8 protein-coding genes are annotated in these 18,512 nt (G+C 67.2%); 4 read left to right on the top strand and 4 right to left on the bottom strand.

Going from position 1 to position 18,512, the window contains the following annotated elements; all coding sequences use genetic code 11:
• The first annotated feature begins 221 nt into the window (after positions 1-221).
• Together ACNFIA_RS28390 and ACNFIA_RS28385 are read left to right on the top strand one after the other, a co-directional pair.
• Positions 222-1,832 (top strand): ABC-F family ATP-binding cassette domain-containing protein, encoded by a 1,611-nt coding sequence (locus ACNFIA_RS28390; RefSeq protein ID WP_416790358.1) that lies wholly within the window; start codon positions 222-224, stop codon positions 1,830-1,832.
• 177 nt (positions 1,833-2,009) lie between these two features.
• On the top strand, positions 2,010-2,453 hold the full coding sequence (locus tag ACNFIA_RS28385) for an acetyltransferase (protein ID WP_416790356.1): 444 nt from the start codon (positions 2,010-2,012) through the stop codon (positions 2,451-2,453).
• A gap of 266 nt (positions 2,454-2,719) precedes the next feature.
• Here ACNFIA_RS28385 and ACNFIA_RS28380 read toward each other — a convergent pair whose 3' ends face one another.
• Positions 2,720-3,067, bottom strand: a complete 348-nt coding sequence (locus ACNFIA_RS28380) for an antibiotic biosynthesis monooxygenase (protein WP_416790355.1) — start codon at positions 3,065-3,067, stop codon at positions 2,720-2,722.
• Positions 3,068-3,141: 74 nt separating this feature from the next.
• On the opposite strand from ACNFIA_RS28380, the gene soxR reads away from it, so the two are divergent.
• The gene (soxR, locus tag ACNFIA_RS28375; protein ID WP_259753787.1) at positions 3,142-3,606 is read left to right on the top strand and encodes a redox-sensitive transcriptional activator SoxR; all 465 of its coding nucleotides are present in this window, start codon (positions 3,142-3,144) and stop codon (positions 3,604-3,606) included.
• 215 nt (positions 3,607-3,821) lie between these two features.
• On the opposite strand, the gene ACNFIA_RS28370 is transcribed toward soxR, so the two are convergent.
• From ACNFIA_RS28370 to ACNFIA_RS28360, 3 genes are all read right to left on the bottom strand, one after another.
• Positions 3,822-5,174: an HlyD family type I secretion periplasmic adaptor subunit gene (locus ACNFIA_RS28370; protein ID WP_259753788.1), complete on the bottom strand. Its 1,353-nt coding sequence runs from the start codon at positions 5,172-5,174 to the stop codon at positions 3,822-3,824.
• 5 nt (positions 5,175-5,179) lie between these two features.
• Positions 5,180-7,342 (bottom strand): type I secretion system permease/ATPase, encoded by a 2,163-nt coding sequence (locus ACNFIA_RS28365; protein WP_416790422.1) that lies wholly within the window; start codon positions 7,340-7,342, stop codon positions 5,180-5,182.
• 176 nt (positions 7,343-7,518) lie between these two features.
• Positions 7,519-8,808, bottom strand: a complete 1,290-nt coding sequence (locus tag ACNFIA_RS28360) for a TolC family outer membrane protein (protein WP_416790353.1) — start codon at positions 8,806-8,808, stop codon at positions 7,519-7,521.
• Positions 8,809-9,356: 548 nt separating this feature from the next.
• Between ACNFIA_RS28360 and ACNFIA_RS28355 the strand changes: the two genes are divergently transcribed.
• A complete protein-coding gene (locus ACNFIA_RS28355; protein WP_416790351.1) occupies positions 9,357-18,467 on the top strand; it encodes a retention module-containing protein in 9,111 nt (3,036 codons plus the stop codon).
• Positions 18,468-18,512: the final 45 nt, after the last annotated feature.

Raw genomic sequence — 18,512 nt, 5'->3', positions numbered from 1 at the left:
GGGAGGGCAGTGTCGCCGCTGGCGGGGCATCTGGAAAGGTTGCCCGCGCGCCGATTTCTGCCCGGCGGCCACACCGGCGCGGCGGCTGCCGTTATACTGCGCCCCTGATTCCCCTTCGCGAGGTGTTCGTCCGATGCGCAATTGATGCCGCCGTGGTTTCACGGCCCGTTTCCTTCCCTGGCCCGTTCCGGGGGAATTCCGGCATCAATCTGGTAGTGCGCATGACGAGCCCGTTCACCCTGGCGCTGCAAGGCGTCTCCTATCCATTGCCCAGCGGCGAGCCGCTGCTGAGCGACCTCCACGAAACCTTCGACGAGCGGCGCACCGCGTTGGTCGGGCGCAATGGCGTGGGCAAGTCCGTGCTGGCGCGGATCATGGCCGGCGAGCTGGCGCCCAGTGCCGGCCGTTGCCTGGCATCCGGGCCGGTGCATTACCTGCCGCAGCGCATCGAACCGCAGGCATTCCGCAGTGTGGCCGAGCTGGCCGGCGTGCAGCCGCTGCTGGACGCGCTGTCACGGGTCGAGAATGGCGGCGTCGATCCCGCGGATTTCGAGCGCCTCGACGGCCATTGGGATATCCGCGCCCGCCTGGACGCCGAACTGGCTGCCGCCGGGCTCGCCCATCTCACGCCCGACACGCCCGCCTCACGCCTGAGCGGCGGCGAATGCACGCGGGTGGCACTGCTCGGCGCCTGGCTCAGCGACGCGGACTGGCTGATCCTCGACGAGCCCAGCAACCACCTCGACCGTGCCGGCCGCGAGGCCCTGCGCGAGCAGGTGAAGCGCTGGCGCGGCGGCCTGATCCTGATCAGCCATGACCGCCTGCTGCTGGACGACATGCAGCGCATCGTCGAGCTGTCCTCTGCGGGCCTGCGCAGTTATTCCGGCGGCTACGCCGTCTACCGCGAGATGCGCCAGCAGGAGCAGGCCAACGCCGAGCGCGAGTTGCAGCGGCGCAAGCTGGAGCGCGATCGCCAGCAGCACGCCATGCAGGAGCAGCGCGAGCGCCAGGCGCATCGGCAGGCCAAGGGCCGCAAGGATGCGAAGGAGGCCAACCAGGCGAAGATCCTCGTCGACCGGCAGAAGGAGCGCAGCCAGACCAGCATCGCCCGTCTGGCCACGCAGCATGAGGAGCGTCGCGAGCGCTTGGCGCGGGAGGTGCGCGAGGCTTACAGCCAATTGCCCGACGATGCGCCGGTGGTGCTCAACGCGCCCGACTGCGCGTTACCCGAGTCCCGCGGGGTGTTGCGGCTGGTAGGCCTGCGACTGCCGTTCGGCAATACCGCGGCGCTGGACTGGCAACTGAGCGGCCCGCGCCGCGTGGCGATCACCGGGGGCAATGGCAGCGGCAAGTCGACCCTGCTCAAGGTGATCGCCGGCGTGCTCGGCCCGGCGGCTGGCACGTGCGATGCGATGGTGCGCTGCGCCTATCTGGACCAGCACCTCGCCGCGTTGCTGCCCGAACGATCGGTGCTGGAGCTGCTGCGCGAGCGCAATCCCGTGGCTGACCTGTCGATCCTTCGCACCCGCCTGGCGCAGCTGGGGTTGCCGGCGGCGCGGGTCGAGTTGCCCAGCGCGCTGCTAAGCGGCGGCGAGCGTGTGAAGGCGGCGCTGGCCTGCGAGCTGTATGCCGAGCACCCGGCGCAACTGCTGCTGCTCGACGAGCCGGACAACCACCTCGACCTGCCGTCGCGCGAGGCGCTGGAAAACCTGCTGCGACAGTACCGCGGCGCGCTGCTGGTGGTGTCCCATGACGCGGCGTTTCTCGACCGGTTGGCGCTGGAGGCGCGGCTGGAATGCACGGCTGACGGCTGGCGCTGGTCGACCGGGTGAGCTTTACCCGCGGCGAAGGGCTGGGTAGGATCGGCTTTCCTCTCTTCCCGGCTGCCTCTGCCGTGCTCCGCCCAGGCGTTGAATCGCGAAGCGGGCATTCATGCTGCCGACGCTCCATCGGCCGTCACCGTGTGTGGCGCGCTATCCCTTTCGTAATCGCTGAATCAGGATGATTTCATGCTTATTCGCCAACGCATCGCTGCGGACAATCCGCGGCTGCTCGATATCTGGCTGGGCGCCGTGCGCGCGACCCACCACTTCCTCCAGGCGTCGGACATCGACGACCTGTTGCCTCAGGTCCGCGACCTCTACCTGCCCGCTGTCGCGGTCTGGGTGGCGGTGGATGCCGAAGACCGCCCGCTGGGCTTCATCGGCCTCAACGAGTGCCATGTGGAGATGCTCTTCATCGATCCGGAGTGCCGGGGGCGTGGCCTGGGCCGTGCGCTGCTGGATTTCGCGCGTGAGTTGCGCGGCACGTTGAGTGTCGACGTCAACGAGCAGAACCCGCAGGCGGTGGGGTTCTATCGGCACTACGGCTTCGTCCAGACCGGGCGCTCGCCCACCGATGGCGAGGGGCGACCCTTCCCGCTGCTGCACATGAGCCTTCCGGCCCCTGAATAAGGCATGGCCTATCGGTAGGAGCGAGCCACGGTCGCGATTGCGGGCATGGCACGCTCCTGCGTGATAGTTCAGCGTTCGGCCACGCCCTCACCCTAACCCTCTCCCGGAGGGAGAGGGGACCGTTCGATGCAGGATGAAACCACCGTGTCAGCCGGCACCATCCGCCCCCTATCCTGAGGGAGAGGGCTGGGGTGAGGGCAAAGCGCAAAAACGGAATCACGCAGGGAAAGACAGCGGCCCCCACCGGTGGAATAACCGTGCATGCCCTACGCCGTCTCGCCACTGCCGAAGCGGATGCTCCGCGCGCCGAGCTTGAGCAGGCTGTCGGCGAACAGGTCGCTGGCGGTCTGGCGGCAATCCCAGGCGGCTTCCCAGTCTTCCCGGTGCCGCCAGTGCAGGCGGCCGACCAGGCGTTGCGAGGGGGCTTCCACATGGAGTTCGCTGGCGAGGTAGCCGGGGCGCCGGTAGAACAGTGCCTGCAGGTGCGACAGGTAATCGCCCAGGCGTGCGGCAATGTGCGGACGTTGCTGGGGCGTTACGTCGATCTCGATCTGCAGGATGAAGTGCGGAGTGTCCACGCAGGCATGGGCGGTGATCGGGGCGGCTTGCGTCATCTTCCTGGGCTCCCTGGCTTGAAACGAATGCCTGGCGAGGGTAAAACCTCAACTTAAGTTGAGGTCAATAGCCCATGAAAGAATCTTCTTCCTGTTCGATGCACCGCGAGCTGAGCGTCGGCGAGCTGGCCAGGCGCGCCGGCGTGGCCGTGTCCGCGCTGCACTTCTACGAGGCCAAGGGGCTGATTTCCAGCTCGCGCAATGCCGGCAACCAGCGCCGTTACGCCCGCGACACGCTGCGCCGGGTGGCGGTGATCAAGGTGGCGCAACGGGTTGGCATCCCCCTGGGCGAGATCGCCGAGGCGCTGGGCTCGCTGCCCACCGGGCACAACCCGACGGCAGCGGACTGGGCGCGGCTGTCGGCGCGCTGGCGGGACGACCTGAACGAGCGGATCGAGAAATTGCTGCTGCTGCGCGATCAGCTCGATGGCTGTATTGGCTGTGGGTGCCTGTCGATGGAGGCCTGCCCGCTGCGCAATCCGGGGGATTGCCTGGCAGAGGAGGGGCCGGGGGCGCATTGGCGGGGGGAGGGAAAGTGAGGCGTTCGGAGTCTGCGGGAGTGCCCGCTCCCTAACCCTGGCTGCGCGCCCCGCTCCGAAGGGTATGGGGACTGGTCCGAGTGACGTGCATCAACTGAGTTCGCCGGACGTATTGGATGCAGGCAGCGTCATTCTTCCAGCCGGAGCTCCCTCTCCCTTCAGGGAGAGGGCTGGGGAGAGGGTGCCAACCCCCGCTGCGAAGCCCGCCGAGAAACTCACCGCTCCCGCAACGCCTCCCACCGTGCCTTCAGCACCGGCTTCAAGATGTAGTCCAGCACGCTCTTCTCGCCGGTGATGATGTCCACGGTCGCCACCATGCCGGGGATGATCAGCAGGGGCTTGGCGTCGGTGCCCAGGTGGTTCTTGTCGGTGCGCACCTGGATCAGGTAGAAGCTGTTGCCCTTGTCGTCGGTGATGGTGTCGGCGCTGATCACTTCCAGCTTGGCCTTCAGCCCGCCGTAGATGGTGTAGTCGTAGGCGGTGAACTTCACCGTGGCGGTCTGGCCGGGGTGGAGGAAGGCGATGTCCTGCGGACGCACCCGCGCTTCCACCAGCAGGTTGTCCTCCAGCGGGACGATTTCCACCATGTCGTTGCCCGGCTGCACCACGCCGCCGATGGTGTTGACCTTGAGCTGCTTGACGATGCCGCGCATGGGCGCAACCACCAGGGTGCGGTTGACCTTGTCGTCGATGGCGCGGCTGGTGGCGGTGAGCTTGTTGAGGTCGGTGCGCACGTCGTTGAGCTCCTTCAGCGCGTCGCTGCGAAAGCCCAGTTTCGATTCCTCCACCTTGCGCTGGATCTCGCTCACCGCGGCCTCGGCGCGGGGGATGGCGAGGTTGGTGGCGTTGAGGTCGCCACTGATTTCCACCGCGCTGCGACGCAGGCGCAGCAGTTCCACCGGGGAGACGGCGCCAGCCTTCACCAGCGGCTCGGACATGTTGATCTCCTGCTGCACCAGCCCGAGGCTCGAGCGGTACTGCTGGGTCTTGGCGCGGAACTCCTGCAGCTCCTGGCCCTTCTGCCGCAACTGTTCCTGGAGGATGTTCAGCTCGCTGTTCTGCCGTTGCATGCGGGTCTGGTAGAGCGCCAGCTGGTCTTCCACCACCTGCGGCGCGGCCTTTTTCAGCTCGTCGGTGAACACCGGTTCGCGCCCTTCGGCTTCCGCGCTCAGACGCTCCACGCGGGCTTCCAGGGAGTTGCGGTCGGCCTCGGTCTCGCCCTTGTTGGAGGAGAAGCGCGTGTCGTCCAGGCGCAGCAGCGGCTGGCCCTTGTTCACCACCTGGCCCTCGCGGACGAAGATTTCCGAGACGATGCCGCCCTCCAGGTTCTGGATGGTCTGCACCTTGGAGGAGGGAATGGCCTTGCCTTCGCCCTTGGTCACTTCCTCGATATCGGCGAAGTAGGCCCAGGTGATGGCCGCCACCAGCAGGCCGAGCGCCGCCCACAGGGTGATGCGCGTGGCGTTGGGCGAGTCCTCCAGCAGGGTGCCCTGGACCTCGGGCATGAATTCGGTGTCGCGGGCGCCGTTGCCGCCCAGGTAGCCACGGATCGATTGGGAGAAGTGCATGGCCATTACCCCGCTGCCGGGCCGACGTGGCCCTTGCGCAATGCTTCGATGACCGCGTCTTTCGGGCCGTCGGCGACGATGCGGCCGCTGTCGAGCACCAGCAGGCGGTCGACCAGGCTGAGCATCGAGGTGCGGTGGGTGACCAGCAGCAGGGTCTTGTCGCGGCAGGCTTCGTGCAGGCGCTTGCGCAGGATCTCCTCGCTGCTGTTGTCCATGGCGCTGGTGGGCTCGTCCAGCAACAGGATCGGCGGGTCGAGCAGCAGCGCGCGGGCCATCAGCACGGCCTGGCGCTGGCCGCCGGACAGCAGCTGGCCACGCTCGCCCACCGGGCGGTCGAAGCCGGCCGGGTGCTGCCGGGCCAGCTCGCTGACGCCGGTCAGCTCGGCCACTTCGAGCATCCGCGCATCGCTGACGTAGCGCGCGCCGAGGGTCAGGTTGTCGCGCAGGCTGCCGGCCAGCAGCGGCAGGTCATGGGCCACGTAGCCGATCTGCTGGCGCAGGTCGGAGACGTCGAGCTGGCGCAGGTCCAGGCCGTCCAGCAGGATCTGTCCTTCGTCGGGGTGGTAGAAGCCCATGAGCAGGCGGCCGAAGGTGCTCTTGCCCGAGCCGCTCTTGCCGATGATGCCGATCTTCTCGCCGGGGGCCAGGCGCAGGCTGACGTGGTGCAGCGCCGGGGTGGTCTGCTCGGGGTAGCTGAAGCTGAGCTGGCGCACTTCCAGCGCGCCGTGCAGCTGGGTACGTTCCAGCGGGCGCTGGCGGGCCTGGCGCTCCTGCGGCAGCTCCATCAGCGCGTCGGTGCTCTTCATGGTCAGGCGTGCCTGCTGGTAGCGGGTGATCAGCCCGGCGATCTGCCCCAGCGGGGCCAGCACGCGGCTGTTGAGCATGTAGCTGGCGACCAGCGCGCCGACGCTGAGGTTGCCGTCGAGGATGCTGTAGACCCCGGCGCAGATCATCGCCAGGCCGGCGAACTGCTGGAGGAACAGCGTGCCGTTGGTGGCCAGGGCGCTGAGGAAGCGCGCATGGTTGTCCAGCCGCGCCAGGGCGCCGTGGGTGGATTCCCAGCGGTACTGGCGCTCGCTCTCGGCGCCGCAGGCCTTGAGGGTTTCCAGCCCGCCGAGGGTTTCGATCAGCAGGGCCTGGCGTTCGGCGCCCAGGGTCAGGCTCTTCTGCACGGTGTCGCGCAGGCGGCTCTGGATGATCAGGGCGAACACGATGGTGATGGGGAAGGCCAGCAGCGGCACGGCCACCAGCCAGCCGCCGAGCAGGCCGATGACCAGGATCATCAGCAGTGAGAAGGGCAGGTCGATCAGGCTGGTCAGGGTCAGCGCGGTGAGGAATTCGCGCAGGCCCTGGAAGTCGTGGATGCTCTGGGCGAAGCCGCCGACGGTCTCCGGCTTGGCCACCAGCGACATGCCGGTGATGCGTTCGAACAGGGTGGCGGAGAGCACCACGTCGGTCTTCTTGCCGGCCATGTCCAGCAGGTTGGAGCGCAGCACCCGCAGCAGCAGTTCGAACAGCGTGCCGATCAGCAGGCCGGCGGCGAGCACCCAGAGGGTCGACAGCGCCTGGTTGGGCACCACGCGGTCGTAGGTCTGCATGACGAACAGCGGCACCAGCATGCCCAGCAGGTTGATCAGCAGGCTGGCGACCAGGGCGTCGGTGTAGAGCCAGCGCGACAGCCGCAGGGTGTCGCGGAACCAGGCTTCGACGCGCGGCACCAGCGGCTTGCGCGCGGCTTCGAGTTCGTGGCGCGGGCGGGCGAAGAGCGCCTGGCCGCTGTACTGGGCGGCCAGCTCGTCGGCGCCCACGGCCTGTTCGCCGCCGTCGGTCTCGCAGGGCAGGATCAGCGCCTGGCCGTCGTCGCGCCATTGGCGCAGCACGGCGCTGCGGCCATCGTTGAGCAGCAGCAGCACCGGCAGGTTGAGGTTGGAGATGCTCTTCAGCTCGCGGCGCAGCAGCCGGCCCTGCAGGCCGGCGCGGGCTGCGGCGCGCGGCAGCAGGGCGGCGGAGAGCCGCTGGTCGCGTAGCGGCAGGCCGGCGGACAGGCTGTTGCGGCTCACGGCGCAGCCATGCAGGCGGCACAGGATCAGCAGTCCGTCGAGCAGGGGATCGTCATGGCTCAGGCGCGGATCGCCCGGCGCAGGTGTGCCGCGCTCCTGGATGATCATGGTCACGCTACTTCCTCCCGGGCCGCGCCGACCCGCGCGGGCAGGCCACGCCGAGCAGTTGCAGCTGCTCGCCGGGGCCCGCCGGTCGCGGGTTCTTCCGTGCCCTGTCGTATCGCCTCACGGCCGTCGCCCCGACACCAGGCGGCGCGGGGCGGTGACGGGCGCGTGCGACTTTCTTATTTCAGGTCAGGCAGGCGCGCCTCGTTCTTCACATCCGACAGCGCCACGGCCTCGTGCGGGGCGACCACGTGCTGGGAGCGCAGCAGGCTGCCCATGCTGCCGAGCACGCGGTACATCGAGTACTCCTCGGTGTAGCGCACGTCGACGTAGCGGCGGTTGGCGGTGAAGAGTTCGTTCTCGCTGTCCAGCAGGTCGAGCAGGGTGCGCTGGCCGAGGGTGAACTGCTGCTGGTACGCCTCGCGCACCTTGCGGGTGTAGTCGGCGTATTCGCGGGCGGGCTGGGTCTGCTTGCGCGAGTTTTCCATCGCGTCCCAGGCCAGCGAGAGATTTTCGTTGAGCAGCCGCAGGGCGTTGTTGCGGATGTCCTGGGCCTCGCCGATCTGGTGCGACGTAGCGTTCAGGTGGGCCTTGTCGCGCATCCCGTTGAACAGGTTGTAGCGCATCACCACCTGGGCTTCCCAGCTGTTGTAGTGGCCTTCATCGCCGTCGACGTTGTTGTTGGCGGCCTTGGCCAGTTCGGCGTCGAAGCGCGGGTAGAAGGGCGCCTTGGCCGCTTCGTACTGCGATTCGGCGGCGTTGACGTCGGCTTGTGCCGACTTCAGCAGCGGGTTGTCGTTGAGCATGCCCTGGCGGGCGCTCAGCAGGTCCGGCGGGACTTCCGCCTTGACCGTGGCCGGCGTTTCCAGCTGGTCGGGCATGCGGCCGGTGGCGCTGTAGAAATTCGCCTCGGCATCGGCCAGATTCACTTCCTCCGTATAGAGGTTGTTCTGCGCCAGGGCCAGGCGGGCGATTGCCTGGTCGTTGTCGGCGGTGCTGCCGACGCCGCGCTCGCTGCGCAGGCGGATCTGGTCACCGATGCGTTCGTGGGCCTGCAGGTTGTTCTTCGCCAGCGCCACCATCTCGCGGCGCTTGAGCACTTCGAGGTAGACCTCGACGGTGCGCAGGGCGGCGGTTTCCGAGGTTCCGAGGATACGGAAGGCCTTGGCGTTGACGTTGGACTCGTTGCGCCTGACCTCGTTGGGCGTGCCGAAGCCGTCGAACAGCATCTGCCGCAGACGGATTTCCGCATCGCCGCGGGTCAGGGTTTCATCGTTGTGGTTGCCCTGCGCGCGAGTCGTGGGGCTGTCGGTGTTCTCCCGGCCGTAACCGGCCACGAGATCGACGGTAGGCAGGTAGCCGCCCCTGGCGAACTTCAGCTCCTCATCTGCAGTGAGGCGACTGTTCACGCTCTGGCTGATTTCCGGGTGGTATTGCAGCGTGCTTTGTATAGCTTCGGTCAGTGTCATGGCCTGCCCATGAGCCCCTGACACCGCCAAAAATACACCGCTCCATAGTGCCGCGTTACGACTGCGCATGGCTTTGCTCCTGGTGTTCTGTACTTCGATGCTCTTTGATCGCCAATTTATTGGCTTTTTTGTCTTATCAAGCGTTTCACGCCTGTAACATCAGAGCTAAGAACAACTTTTCGAAAAGCTCAGAAGAATTTTTCACAAGGGTTATTCGGAAAAAATCTTATGAGCCCTGTGAAAACCAGCACATTGTTTGAGCGTGCAAGCCCTCGTTTTTCCTGGGTATGGGCCGGAGGAGGCGCTTGCAAACGAAGCCAGGTACGGTTTGTAGCAGTAAGGGCGGGGACCACCGCAGAAGGACAAAAAACGCGTGGCCAGCATGACAAAAAATTGTCGCTGGCTTTTTGATGCAAAAGCGCTAGCAGTCCTCTTTGCTCCCTTCGCAACTTTCTTCGCAGCATCCGGATACAAGCGTGCCATGGCCTGTTTCGGTCAATCGTGCGCCGGTGGAGCCGGCCGCGGGATGTGCAGCGGAGGAAGGACTCATGGCTACTTTGATGGGTGTCGTCAGCAAGGTAATCGGCGAAGTGTTTGCGGTAGCCGCCGATGGATCGCGTCGTCCTTTGTCACAGGGAGACAAGGTGTTTGTCGGTGAACAGCTGGTCACCGGCGCCAATGGCGCGGTCGCGCTGAAAGTCGCCGGAGGCGGCGAGATCACCCTGGGGCGCGACAGCTCGCTGCCGCTGACCTCGCAGATGCTGGCCGCTGCGCACCAGTCAGACCAGGGTGACCAGGCGGTTGCCCAGCAACAGCCGGCAACACCGACCCAGCAGGACGTCACCGATGTCAAGGCCCTGCAGGCCGCTATCGCCGCGGGCGTCGACCCGACCCAGGCCGCCGAGGCCACCGCCGCCGGCCCGAGCGCCGCGGGCGCTGCCGCCAATGGCAAGCCCGGTGGCGGGCACTCCTTCGTGTTGCTGACCGAGATCGGCGGGCATATCGACCCGACCATCGGCTTCCCCACCGGGCCCATCGGCTCCGGTCCCTTGCCCCTGCGTGAGTTCGTCGGTAACCCGCAGCCTCAGGTCGAGGCCGTCGTGCCGCCGGATGGCGTGCCGAGCGCCGGCTCTGGCGGCGCTGCCAATGTGTTCGAAGCCGGGCTGCCCGGCGGCCTGCCCAATGGCGCGGGTGAGGGGGCAACCTTCACCGGCAACCTGGGCTACAGCTTCGGTCCCGATGGCGTCGGCAGCTTCGCCTGGGGCACCGCGGGGCTGCCCAGCCTGACCTCCGGCGGCGTGGCCATCACCTACAGCGTCAGCCCTGACGGCCTCGTGCTCACCGGCAGTGCCAATGGCACGCCGGTGTTCACCGTCACCCTCACCGATATCAACACCGGCACATTCGAAGTGACGCTCCTGCAGCCGGTGGACCACCCGGTACAGGGCTCCGAAGACACCCTGACCTTCAACCTTCCCTACGTCATTACCGATGGCAACGGCACGCCGGCCAACGGCAGCGTGACCGTGGGCATCGTCGACGATGCGCCGCAGGGCAGCCTGTCCGCCAACAATGGCGTGGACGTGCTGCTGCAGACCCACGACGCCAACACCGCCGGTGCGGCCTTCGACACCGCCACCACCGACTTCAGCTCGGCCTTCCAGGTGACCGCCAACTACGGCGGCGACGGCGCCGGCAGCACGCAACTGAGCTACAGCCTGAACCTGGTGGCCGGCAACGGTGCCGACTCGGGGCTGACCAGCGGCGGCGCGGCCATCTTCCTGTACAGCGTGGGGGGCGTCATCGTCGCGTCCACCGCCGCCAGCGCGGCCGGCATCACGGGTGAGAACACCGTCTTCAGCCTGTCGGTCAACGGCAGCACCGGCGTGGTCACCCTGACCCAGTTCAGCGCCATCGACCACGCCCTGCCGGGCAGCGAGGGCAGCTACGCCAGCCAGGCCGTTGCGCTCGATTCCGGCCTGGTGCAACTGCAGGGCAACCTGACGGTCACCGACCGTGATGGCGACAGCGTCACCTCCAGCAGCTCGCTGGACCTGGGCGGCCGGGTGAGCTTCACCGACGACGGCCCGAGCATTGCCGTGGGCAACACCGAAGGCCTGCAACTGACCGTGGATGAGTCCGCCCTGGGTACCGACGCCACCAGCAGCGTGGCGGTCAGCAGCCTGTTCAATGCCCAGTTCGGCGCCGACGGCGCCGGCTCGGTCACCTACCAGGTCAGCACCACCGACAACACCGACAGCGGGCTGAAAGATACCGCCACCGGCGACACGATCTTCCTGTTCAACACCGCCACTGGCGTCGAAGGCCGAGTCGGCGGCGCCGATGGCGCCGTCGCCTTCCGCGTGACGCTGGGCGAGGACGGCAAGATCACCCTCGACCAGGTGCGTGCACTGGTCCACCCCGACAGTGCCGATGCCAACGACCCGCTCAGCCTGGGCGAAGGCAGGATCAGCCTGAGCGCCACCGTGACCGACGCCGATGGCGACCACCAGAGCGCCAGCCTCGACCTGGGCAGCAAGCTCACCTTCCTCGATGACGGCCCGAGCATCTCCGTGGGCAATACCGAAGGCCTGCACCTGACGGTGGACGAGTCTGACCTGAGCCAGGACGCCAGCAGCAGCGGCTCGGTGGCGGACCTGTTCAACGCCCAGTTCGGCGCCGATGGCGCCGGCTCGATCACCTACCAGGTCAGCACCACCGACAACACCGACAGCGGCCTGAAAGACACCGCCACCGGCGACAAGATCTTCCTGTTCAACACTGCCAATGGCGTCGAAGGCCGAGTCGGCGGCGCCGATGGCGCCGTCGCCTTCCGCGTGACGCTGGGCGAGGACGGCAAGATCACCCTCGACCAGGTGCGTGCGTTGGTCCACCCGGACAGCGCCGATGCCAACGATCCGCTGAGCCTGGGCGAAGGCAAGATCAGCCTGAGTGCCACCGTGACTGACGCCGATGGCGACCATCAGAGCGCCAGCCTCGACCTGGGCAGCAAGCTCACCTTCCTCGATGACGGCCCGCGCATCGCGCCTATCGACGGCAGCGAGCTGCAGCTGAGCGTGGACGAAACCACCCTCGGCCAATCGGCAACCAGCAGCGGCTCGGTGGCCGATCTGTTCAGCGGCCAGTTCGGCGCCGACGGTGCCGGCTCCATCACCTACAAGCTCGAAGCCGCCAACAACTCCGACAGCGGCCTGACCGACACCGCCAGCGGCCAGCGGGTGTTCCTCTTCAACACCGCCAACGGTGTGGAAGGGCGCCTGGAGACCAGCGGCGAAACCGCCTTCCGCGTGACCATCGGGCAGGACGGCAAGGTCACCCTGGAACAGCTGCGCGCGCTGGCGCACTCCGATACCAGTGACCCCAACGACTCGCTGAGCCTGGCCGGCAAGATCGCCCTCAGCGCGACCATCACCGACAAGGACGGCGACAGCGCCACCACCTCCATCGACCTGGGCGGCAAGCTCAGCTTCCTCGACGATGGTCCGAGCATCGCGCCGAGCAGCGAGCACGATATCCAGCTGACGGTGGACGAGAGCAACCTGGCCGTGGATGCCACCAGCACGGCCAGCGTCGCCGACCTGTTCAGCGGGAACTTCGGCGCCGACGGGGCGGGGCAGATCACCTACCGGATCGAGACCCAGGACAACACCGACAGCGGCCTGAAAGACACCGCCACGGGCAGCCAGATCTTCCTGTTCAACACCGCCACCGGCGTGGAAGGCCGCGTGGGCGGCGTGAACGGCGACGTGGCCTTCCGCGTGACCCTGGGCCAGGACGGCAAGGTCACCCTCGACCAGGTGCGCGCCGTCGTGCATCCCACTACCGATGCCAATGAAGGCGTCAGCCTCGACCCGAACACCCTGGCACTGAGCGCCACCATCACCGACAAGGACGGCGACAGCGCCACCACCTCCATCGACCTGGGCAGCAAGCTGACCTTCCTCGACGATGGCCCGAGCATTTCCGCCGGCAACACCGAGGGCCTGCACCTGACGGTGGACGAGACCAACCTGAACCTGGACGCCAGCAGCACCGGTTCGGTGGCTGACCTGTTCAATGCGCAGTTCGGCGCCGATGGTGCCGGCTCGATCACCTACCGGATCGAGACCCAGGACAACACCGACAGCGGCCTGAAAGACACCGCCACGGGCAGCCAGATCTTCCTGTTCAACACCGCCAGCGGCGTGGAAGGCCGCGTGGGCGGCGTCAACGGCGACGTGGCCTTCCGCGTGACCCTCGGGCAGGACGGCACCATCACCCTGGACCAGGTGCGCGCCATCGTGCACCCGAATCCGGGCAGCGATAACGAGGGCGTCAGCCTCAACCCGAATACCCTGGCGCTGACCGCCACCATCACCGACAAGGATGGCGACAGCGCCACCGCCTCCATCGACCTGGGCGACAAGCTGACCTTCCTCGATGACGGCCCGCGCATCACGGCCAGCACCAGCGCCGACATCGCGCTGAGCGTCGACGAAACCCACCTCGGCGTGCCGGACACCAGCAGCGCGTCGGTGGCCGACCTGTTCACCGCCCACTTCGGCGCGGACGGCGCCGGAACCATCACCTACACACTGGCTGGGGCCGACAACAGCGACAGCGGGCTCAAGGACACCGCGACCGGCCAGAAGGTCTACCTCTACAACACCGCCGACGGCATCGAAGGCCGCCTGCAGGGCACCGACACCGTGGCCTTCCGCGTGTATGTGGACGGCGACGGCAAGGTCACCCTGGAGCAGCTGCGCGCCCTCGCGCATCCGGACGCCAGCAACCCTGACGACGCCCTCAACCTGCCCGGCCAGATCACCCTGACCGCCACCATCACCGACAAGGACGGCGACAGCGCCAGCGCCCAGATCGACCTGGGCAGCAAGCTGACCTTCCTCGATGACGGCCCGAGCATCGTTCCCTGCCTGGACGCCGACATCAGCCTGGAGGTGGACGAGTCCAACCTGTCGAACGACGCCCGCGTCGAAGTCAGCCTGGTGTCCCAGCTGTTCACGCCGAGCTTCGGCGCTGACGGCCCGGGGACCATCACCTACAAGGTGACCACCGTCGATGGCACCGACAGTGGCGTGAAAACCACCCAGGGCGAGAGCATCCTGCTGTACAACGTCAACGGCACCGTGGTCGGCAAGGTTGCCGGCAGCGGGGCCATCGCCTTCGTGGTCAGCGAGGACCAGGGCGCGCTGATGCTCGACCAGCGCCTGGCGCTCAAGCACCCGGATCCGACCAACCCGGATGAGCCGCTGCGCCTGCCCGACGGCAAGATCACCCTGACGGCCACCATCACCGATGGCGACGGCGACACGGCGTCGGCCCATGTCGACCTCGGCACCAAGATGGTGTTCTACGACGATGCCCCGACCATCAGCGCGAGCGCCCAGGGCGCTCCCGGCCTGGTGGTGGACGAGACCAACCTGGCCATCAATGCCAGCGCCGACTTCTCCGGCCAGTTCAACGGCAACTACGGCGCGGACGGCCAGGGCTCGCTGAGCTACAAGGTCGAAGCCGTCGCCAATGGCAGCGACAGCGGCCTGCAGACCAGCCAGGGCCAGACCATCCTGCTGTTCAACGAAGGCACCAGCGTGGTCGGCCGCGTGGGCGGCCCGGCCGGGGCGATTGCCTTCAAGGTCACGGTCGCTGATGGGGTCGTCACCCTCGATCAGCAGATGGCGCTCAAGCATCCGGACGGCAGCAACCCCGATGACGCGCTGAGCATCGCCGGCGGCAAGATCAACCTGGTCGCCACCATCACCGATGGCGACGGGGATTCCAGCCATGCCGAACTGGACCTGGGCAGCCGCCTGACCTTCAAGGACGACGGCCCGAGCATCAGCGCCAGCAGCCAGGGGGCTCCGGTGCTGACGGTGGACGAAACCAACCTGGCCGGCAACGCCAGCGGGGACTTCTCCGGGCAATTCAGCAGCAGCTTCGGCGCCGACGGCGCCGGCACCGTGACCTACCAGCTCAGTGCCGTTTCCAATGGCCTGGACAGCGGCCTGAAGACCACCAGCGGCCAGACCATCCTGCTGTTCAACGAAGGCGGCAGCGTCGTCGGCCGCGTCGGTGGGGACCAGGGCGCCATCGCCTTCAAGGTCACTATCGCCGGTGGCGTGGTCACCCTCGACCAGCAGATGGCGCTGCAGCATCCCAACGCCAGCAACCCCGATGACTCGGTCAGCCTGCTGAACAACAAGATCATCCTGGCCGCCACCATCACCGATGCCGACGGCGACTCGCTTTCCGCCAACCTCGACCTGGGCGGCCGGCTGGTCTTCAAGGACGATGGCCCGAGCATCAGCGCCAACGCCGGCCAGGCGCCGGTACTGACGGTGGACGAAACCGTGCTGGCCACCGATGCCACCGGCGACTTCAGCGGCGCCTTCACCGCCAATGGCGGCGCCGATGGCGGCACCGTCAGCTACGGCCTGTCGGCCACCACCGGTACCGTCAGCGGGCTGCAGACCACCAGCGGGCAGAGCATCATGCTGGTCAAGGTCAGCGATACGCTGGTGGAAGGTCATGTGGGCGGCGCGGGCGGCCCGGTTGCCTTCAGCCTGAGCCTGAACAGCGCCACGGGCGTGCTTACGCTGGACCAGCAACTGGCGCTCAAGCATGCCGACGCCACCAACCCCGATGATTCGGTCAGCCTGCTGGGTAGCAAGATCGCCCTGGTGGCGACCATCACCGATGGCGACGGCGACCAGAGTGTCGCCAGCCTCGACCTGGGCGGCAAGCTGGTGTTCAAGGACGACGGCCCCGTGCTCATCGCCGGCGGCAGCGTCACGGGCCAGGTCATGGAAGATGCGCTGCCGGGGGGCAACCCCGATGGCGCCGGCGACACCACCACGGCCACGGGTTCGCTCAGCAGCCTGGTGAACTTCGGCGCGGACGGCCCCGGTGCCTTCTCGCTGACCGGCAACACCGCCTCGCTCAGCGCACAGAACCTGACCTCCGGCGGCGTGGCGCTCAGCTACAGCGTGGTGGGCAACCTGCTGACCGCCATGGCCGGTGCCAAGACCATCTTCACCTTGTCGGTTGATGCGGCGGGGCACTACGAGTTCAAGCTGCTCGGCCCGCTGGACCACCCGCTGCACAATGGCGATGACGGCGAGCAGCTGACGCTCAACCTCGGCGGCGTGATCAAGGCCACCGATGGCGACGGCGACCCGGTCAGCCTGGGCGCAGGCTCGCTGGTGATCCATGTGCAGGACGACCTGCCGGTGGTGCACAGCGAACCGCCGTGCCAGGACGTCTCCGACTCCCAGGGCTTCATCCTCACCGGCAACCTGGATGTCAGCTTCGGCGGCGATGGCCTGGGCGCCTTCGACCTCAGCGGCAACACCGCGCCGGATGGCCTGACCTACGTGGTCACCCAACTGACCGGTGGCGGTTCGCAGCTCACCGCCTATGACGGCAACAACCAGCCGTTCTTCGTCCTCAAGGTCAATGCCGATGGCAGCTACAGCTTCGAGGTGGTGAACTCGCGGCCGACCACCTCGGTGGACTACGACCTGACCAAGGTCTCCGCCGGCGGCCCGCAGACCTCCATTGTCCTCAATGCCGATGGCCTTACCGCCACCTTCACCAGCCCGGGCAGTGTGGTGAACCCGTCCAACAACGGCATGGGCGTAGGCGGCAACAACCTGATCGACACCGGCGAGAAGCTCAACGTCGCGTTCAACGAAAAGGTCTATGACGCCAGCTTCGACGTGCAGAAGCTCTCCACCAGCGATGTGCTGACCTGGAGCGTCTACGGCGAGGGCGGCACCTTGCTGGCCCAGGGCACCTACTCGCCGCCGGCCGGAACCGGGGAGGGCGATGCCACCCACTGGAACCTGCTCACCGATGGCCACTTCACCTCGGGCTCGGCCTACCAGTTGTCGCAGACCGGCTTCACCAGCGTCGTATTGAGCAGCTCCGGCGGTGATTACCGGGTTGCCAGCATCGAGGTGAAACAGTCCGTGCTGCCCCAGGACCTGGACCTCAACTTCCACCTGGGCATCACCGACGGCGACGGCGACTCCACCAGCCTCAACCTGTGCCTGGACCTGAGCACGCCCAACCCGCTGCTGGTGGTCGGCAGCAATGACCATGACAGCGGCTCGTCCACCACCCAGCACACCATTCCCAACCCCAGCGACGCCGACAAGAGCGGTGACATCGTCGGCGGCAACGGCAACGACGTGCTGGTGGGCGACAAGGGTGGCGTCTCGGTGTCCACCACCCCGGGCAAGAACTACAACATCGCCCTGGTGCTCGACCGCTCCGGCAGCATGAACGAGCCGGGCGGGCCCGACCGGCTGAGCCTGGCGAAGAACGCCCTGATCAACCTGCTCAACCAGGTCAAGGGACATGACGGGGTGATCAACGTGGCGCTGGTCTCCTTCGCCACCTCCTCGACCATCGCCACCCTGGCCGGGCTCAACAGCAGCAACGTGCAGGGCATGATCGACAAGATCAACGCCCTCACCGCCGACGGCAACACCAACTACGAGGCCGCGATGAAGTCCGCCAGCGCCTGGTTCGCCGGGCAGGTGGGAGGCGGCGCGGATGCGGCGCACAACTACGTCAACCTGGCGTTCTTCCTCACCGACGGCAACCCGACCACCTTCAATGGCGACTCGACCAACTCCGGCAACAGCACCGAGTACAACGACGTGCAGAAAGCCCTGACCGCTGGCGCCGACATGCTCAATGGCACCGGCGTGTTCGCCGGCGCCGACCATGTCTCGGTGAACGCCATCGGCATCGACGACGGCGTCAACACCAATATCCTGCGCTTCTTCGACAACACCAACACCGTGGGCACCGGGATCATCGACTACGGCAAGAACGACGTGGTCGGCAATGTCGGCCAGCCGCAGATCATCCACACCGGCAGCGAGCTGACGACGGCGCTGCAGGAGGGCGTGAGCAACGTCTCGCCGGCGCCGGTGGGCAACGACCACCTGGTGGGCGGTTCGGGCAACGACATCATCTTCGGCGATGTCATCAACACCGACAGCCTGTCCTGGGCCGGGCATGCCGCCGGCACGCACAACGGCCAGGGCTTCCAGGGACTGGTGGACTACCTGACCGCAACCAACGGCGGGACGGCCCCCACGTCCGGGCAGTTGCTCGACTACATCGCCGCCCATGCTCAGGAGCTCAACGTCGTCGGCGATACCCGCGGTGGCGACGACATCCTCGAGGGCGGCGCCGGTAACGACCTGATGTTCGGCCAGGGCGGCAACGACAAGCTGATCGGCGGGCCGGGCGACGACATCCTGTACGGCGGCACCGGCGCGGATGAGTTCATCTGGAAGTCCGGCGACACCGGCCACGACGTGATCAAGGACTTCAGCATCGCCGAGCACGACGTGCTGAACTTCGCCGACCTGCTGCAAGGGGAAACCGCCACGGCCTCGTCGCTCGCGCACTACCTGACCTTCTCGGTCAACGCCGGCACCACCAGCATCGGCGTCAGCCCCACCAGCGGTGGCGCCGTCACCCAGACCGTCGACCTGGCCAACGTCGACCTCTCCGCCAAGTACGCGGGCCATGCCGGCAGCGGCGTGCTCTCGGCGGGGGATACCCAGACCGTGCTCAACGGCCTGCTGGGCGACCACGCGATCAAGACCGACACCGTCTGACGCGCGGTGAAACCCGCTGAAACCGCCGCCTCCGGGCGGCGGTTT

This window comes from Pseudomonas sp. NY15437 (genome assembly GCF_048068435.1).
In the GTDB taxonomy this organism is placed as follows: Bacteria; Pseudomonadota; Gammaproteobacteria; order Pseudomonadales; family Pseudomonadaceae; genus Pseudomonas; species Pseudomonas nitroreducens_B.
This window is presented reverse-complemented; position numbering and strand designations above follow the sequence as displayed.

What these genes read in the sequence shown, in the direction of transcription:
- ACNFIA_RS28390 (WP_416790358.1), top strand. Translation starts at nt 222, where the DNA reads ATGACGAGCCCGTTCACCCTGGCGCTGCAAGGCGTCTCCTATCCATTG.
- ACNFIA_RS28385 (WP_416790356.1), top strand. Translation starts at nt 2,010, where the DNA reads ATGCTTATTCGCCAACGCATCGCTGCGGACAATCCGCGGCTGCTCGAT.
- ACNFIA_RS28380 (WP_416790355.1), bottom strand. Translation starts at nt 3,067, where the DNA reads ATGACGCAAGCCGCCCCGATCACCGCCCATGCCTGCGTGGACACTCCG.
- soxR (WP_259753787.1), top strand. Translation starts at nt 3,142, where the DNA reads ATGAAAGAATCTTCTTCCTGTTCGATGCACCGCGAGCTGAGCGTCGGC.
- ACNFIA_RS28370 (WP_259753788.1), bottom strand. Translation starts at nt 5,174, where the DNA reads ATGCACTTCTCCCAATCGATCCGTGGCTACCTGGGCGGCAACGGCGCC.
- ACNFIA_RS28365 (WP_416790422.1), bottom strand. Translation starts at nt 7,342, where the DNA reads ATGATCATCCAGGAGCGCGGCACACCTGCGCCGGGCGATCCGCGCCTG.
- ACNFIA_RS28360 (WP_416790353.1), bottom strand. Translation starts at nt 8,808, where the DNA reads ATGACACTGACCGAAGCTATACAAAGCACGCTGCAATACCACCCGGAA.
- ACNFIA_RS28355 (WP_416790351.1), top strand. Translation starts at nt 9,357, where the DNA reads ATGGCTACTTTGATGGGTGTCGTCAGCAAGGTAATCGGCGAAGTGTTT.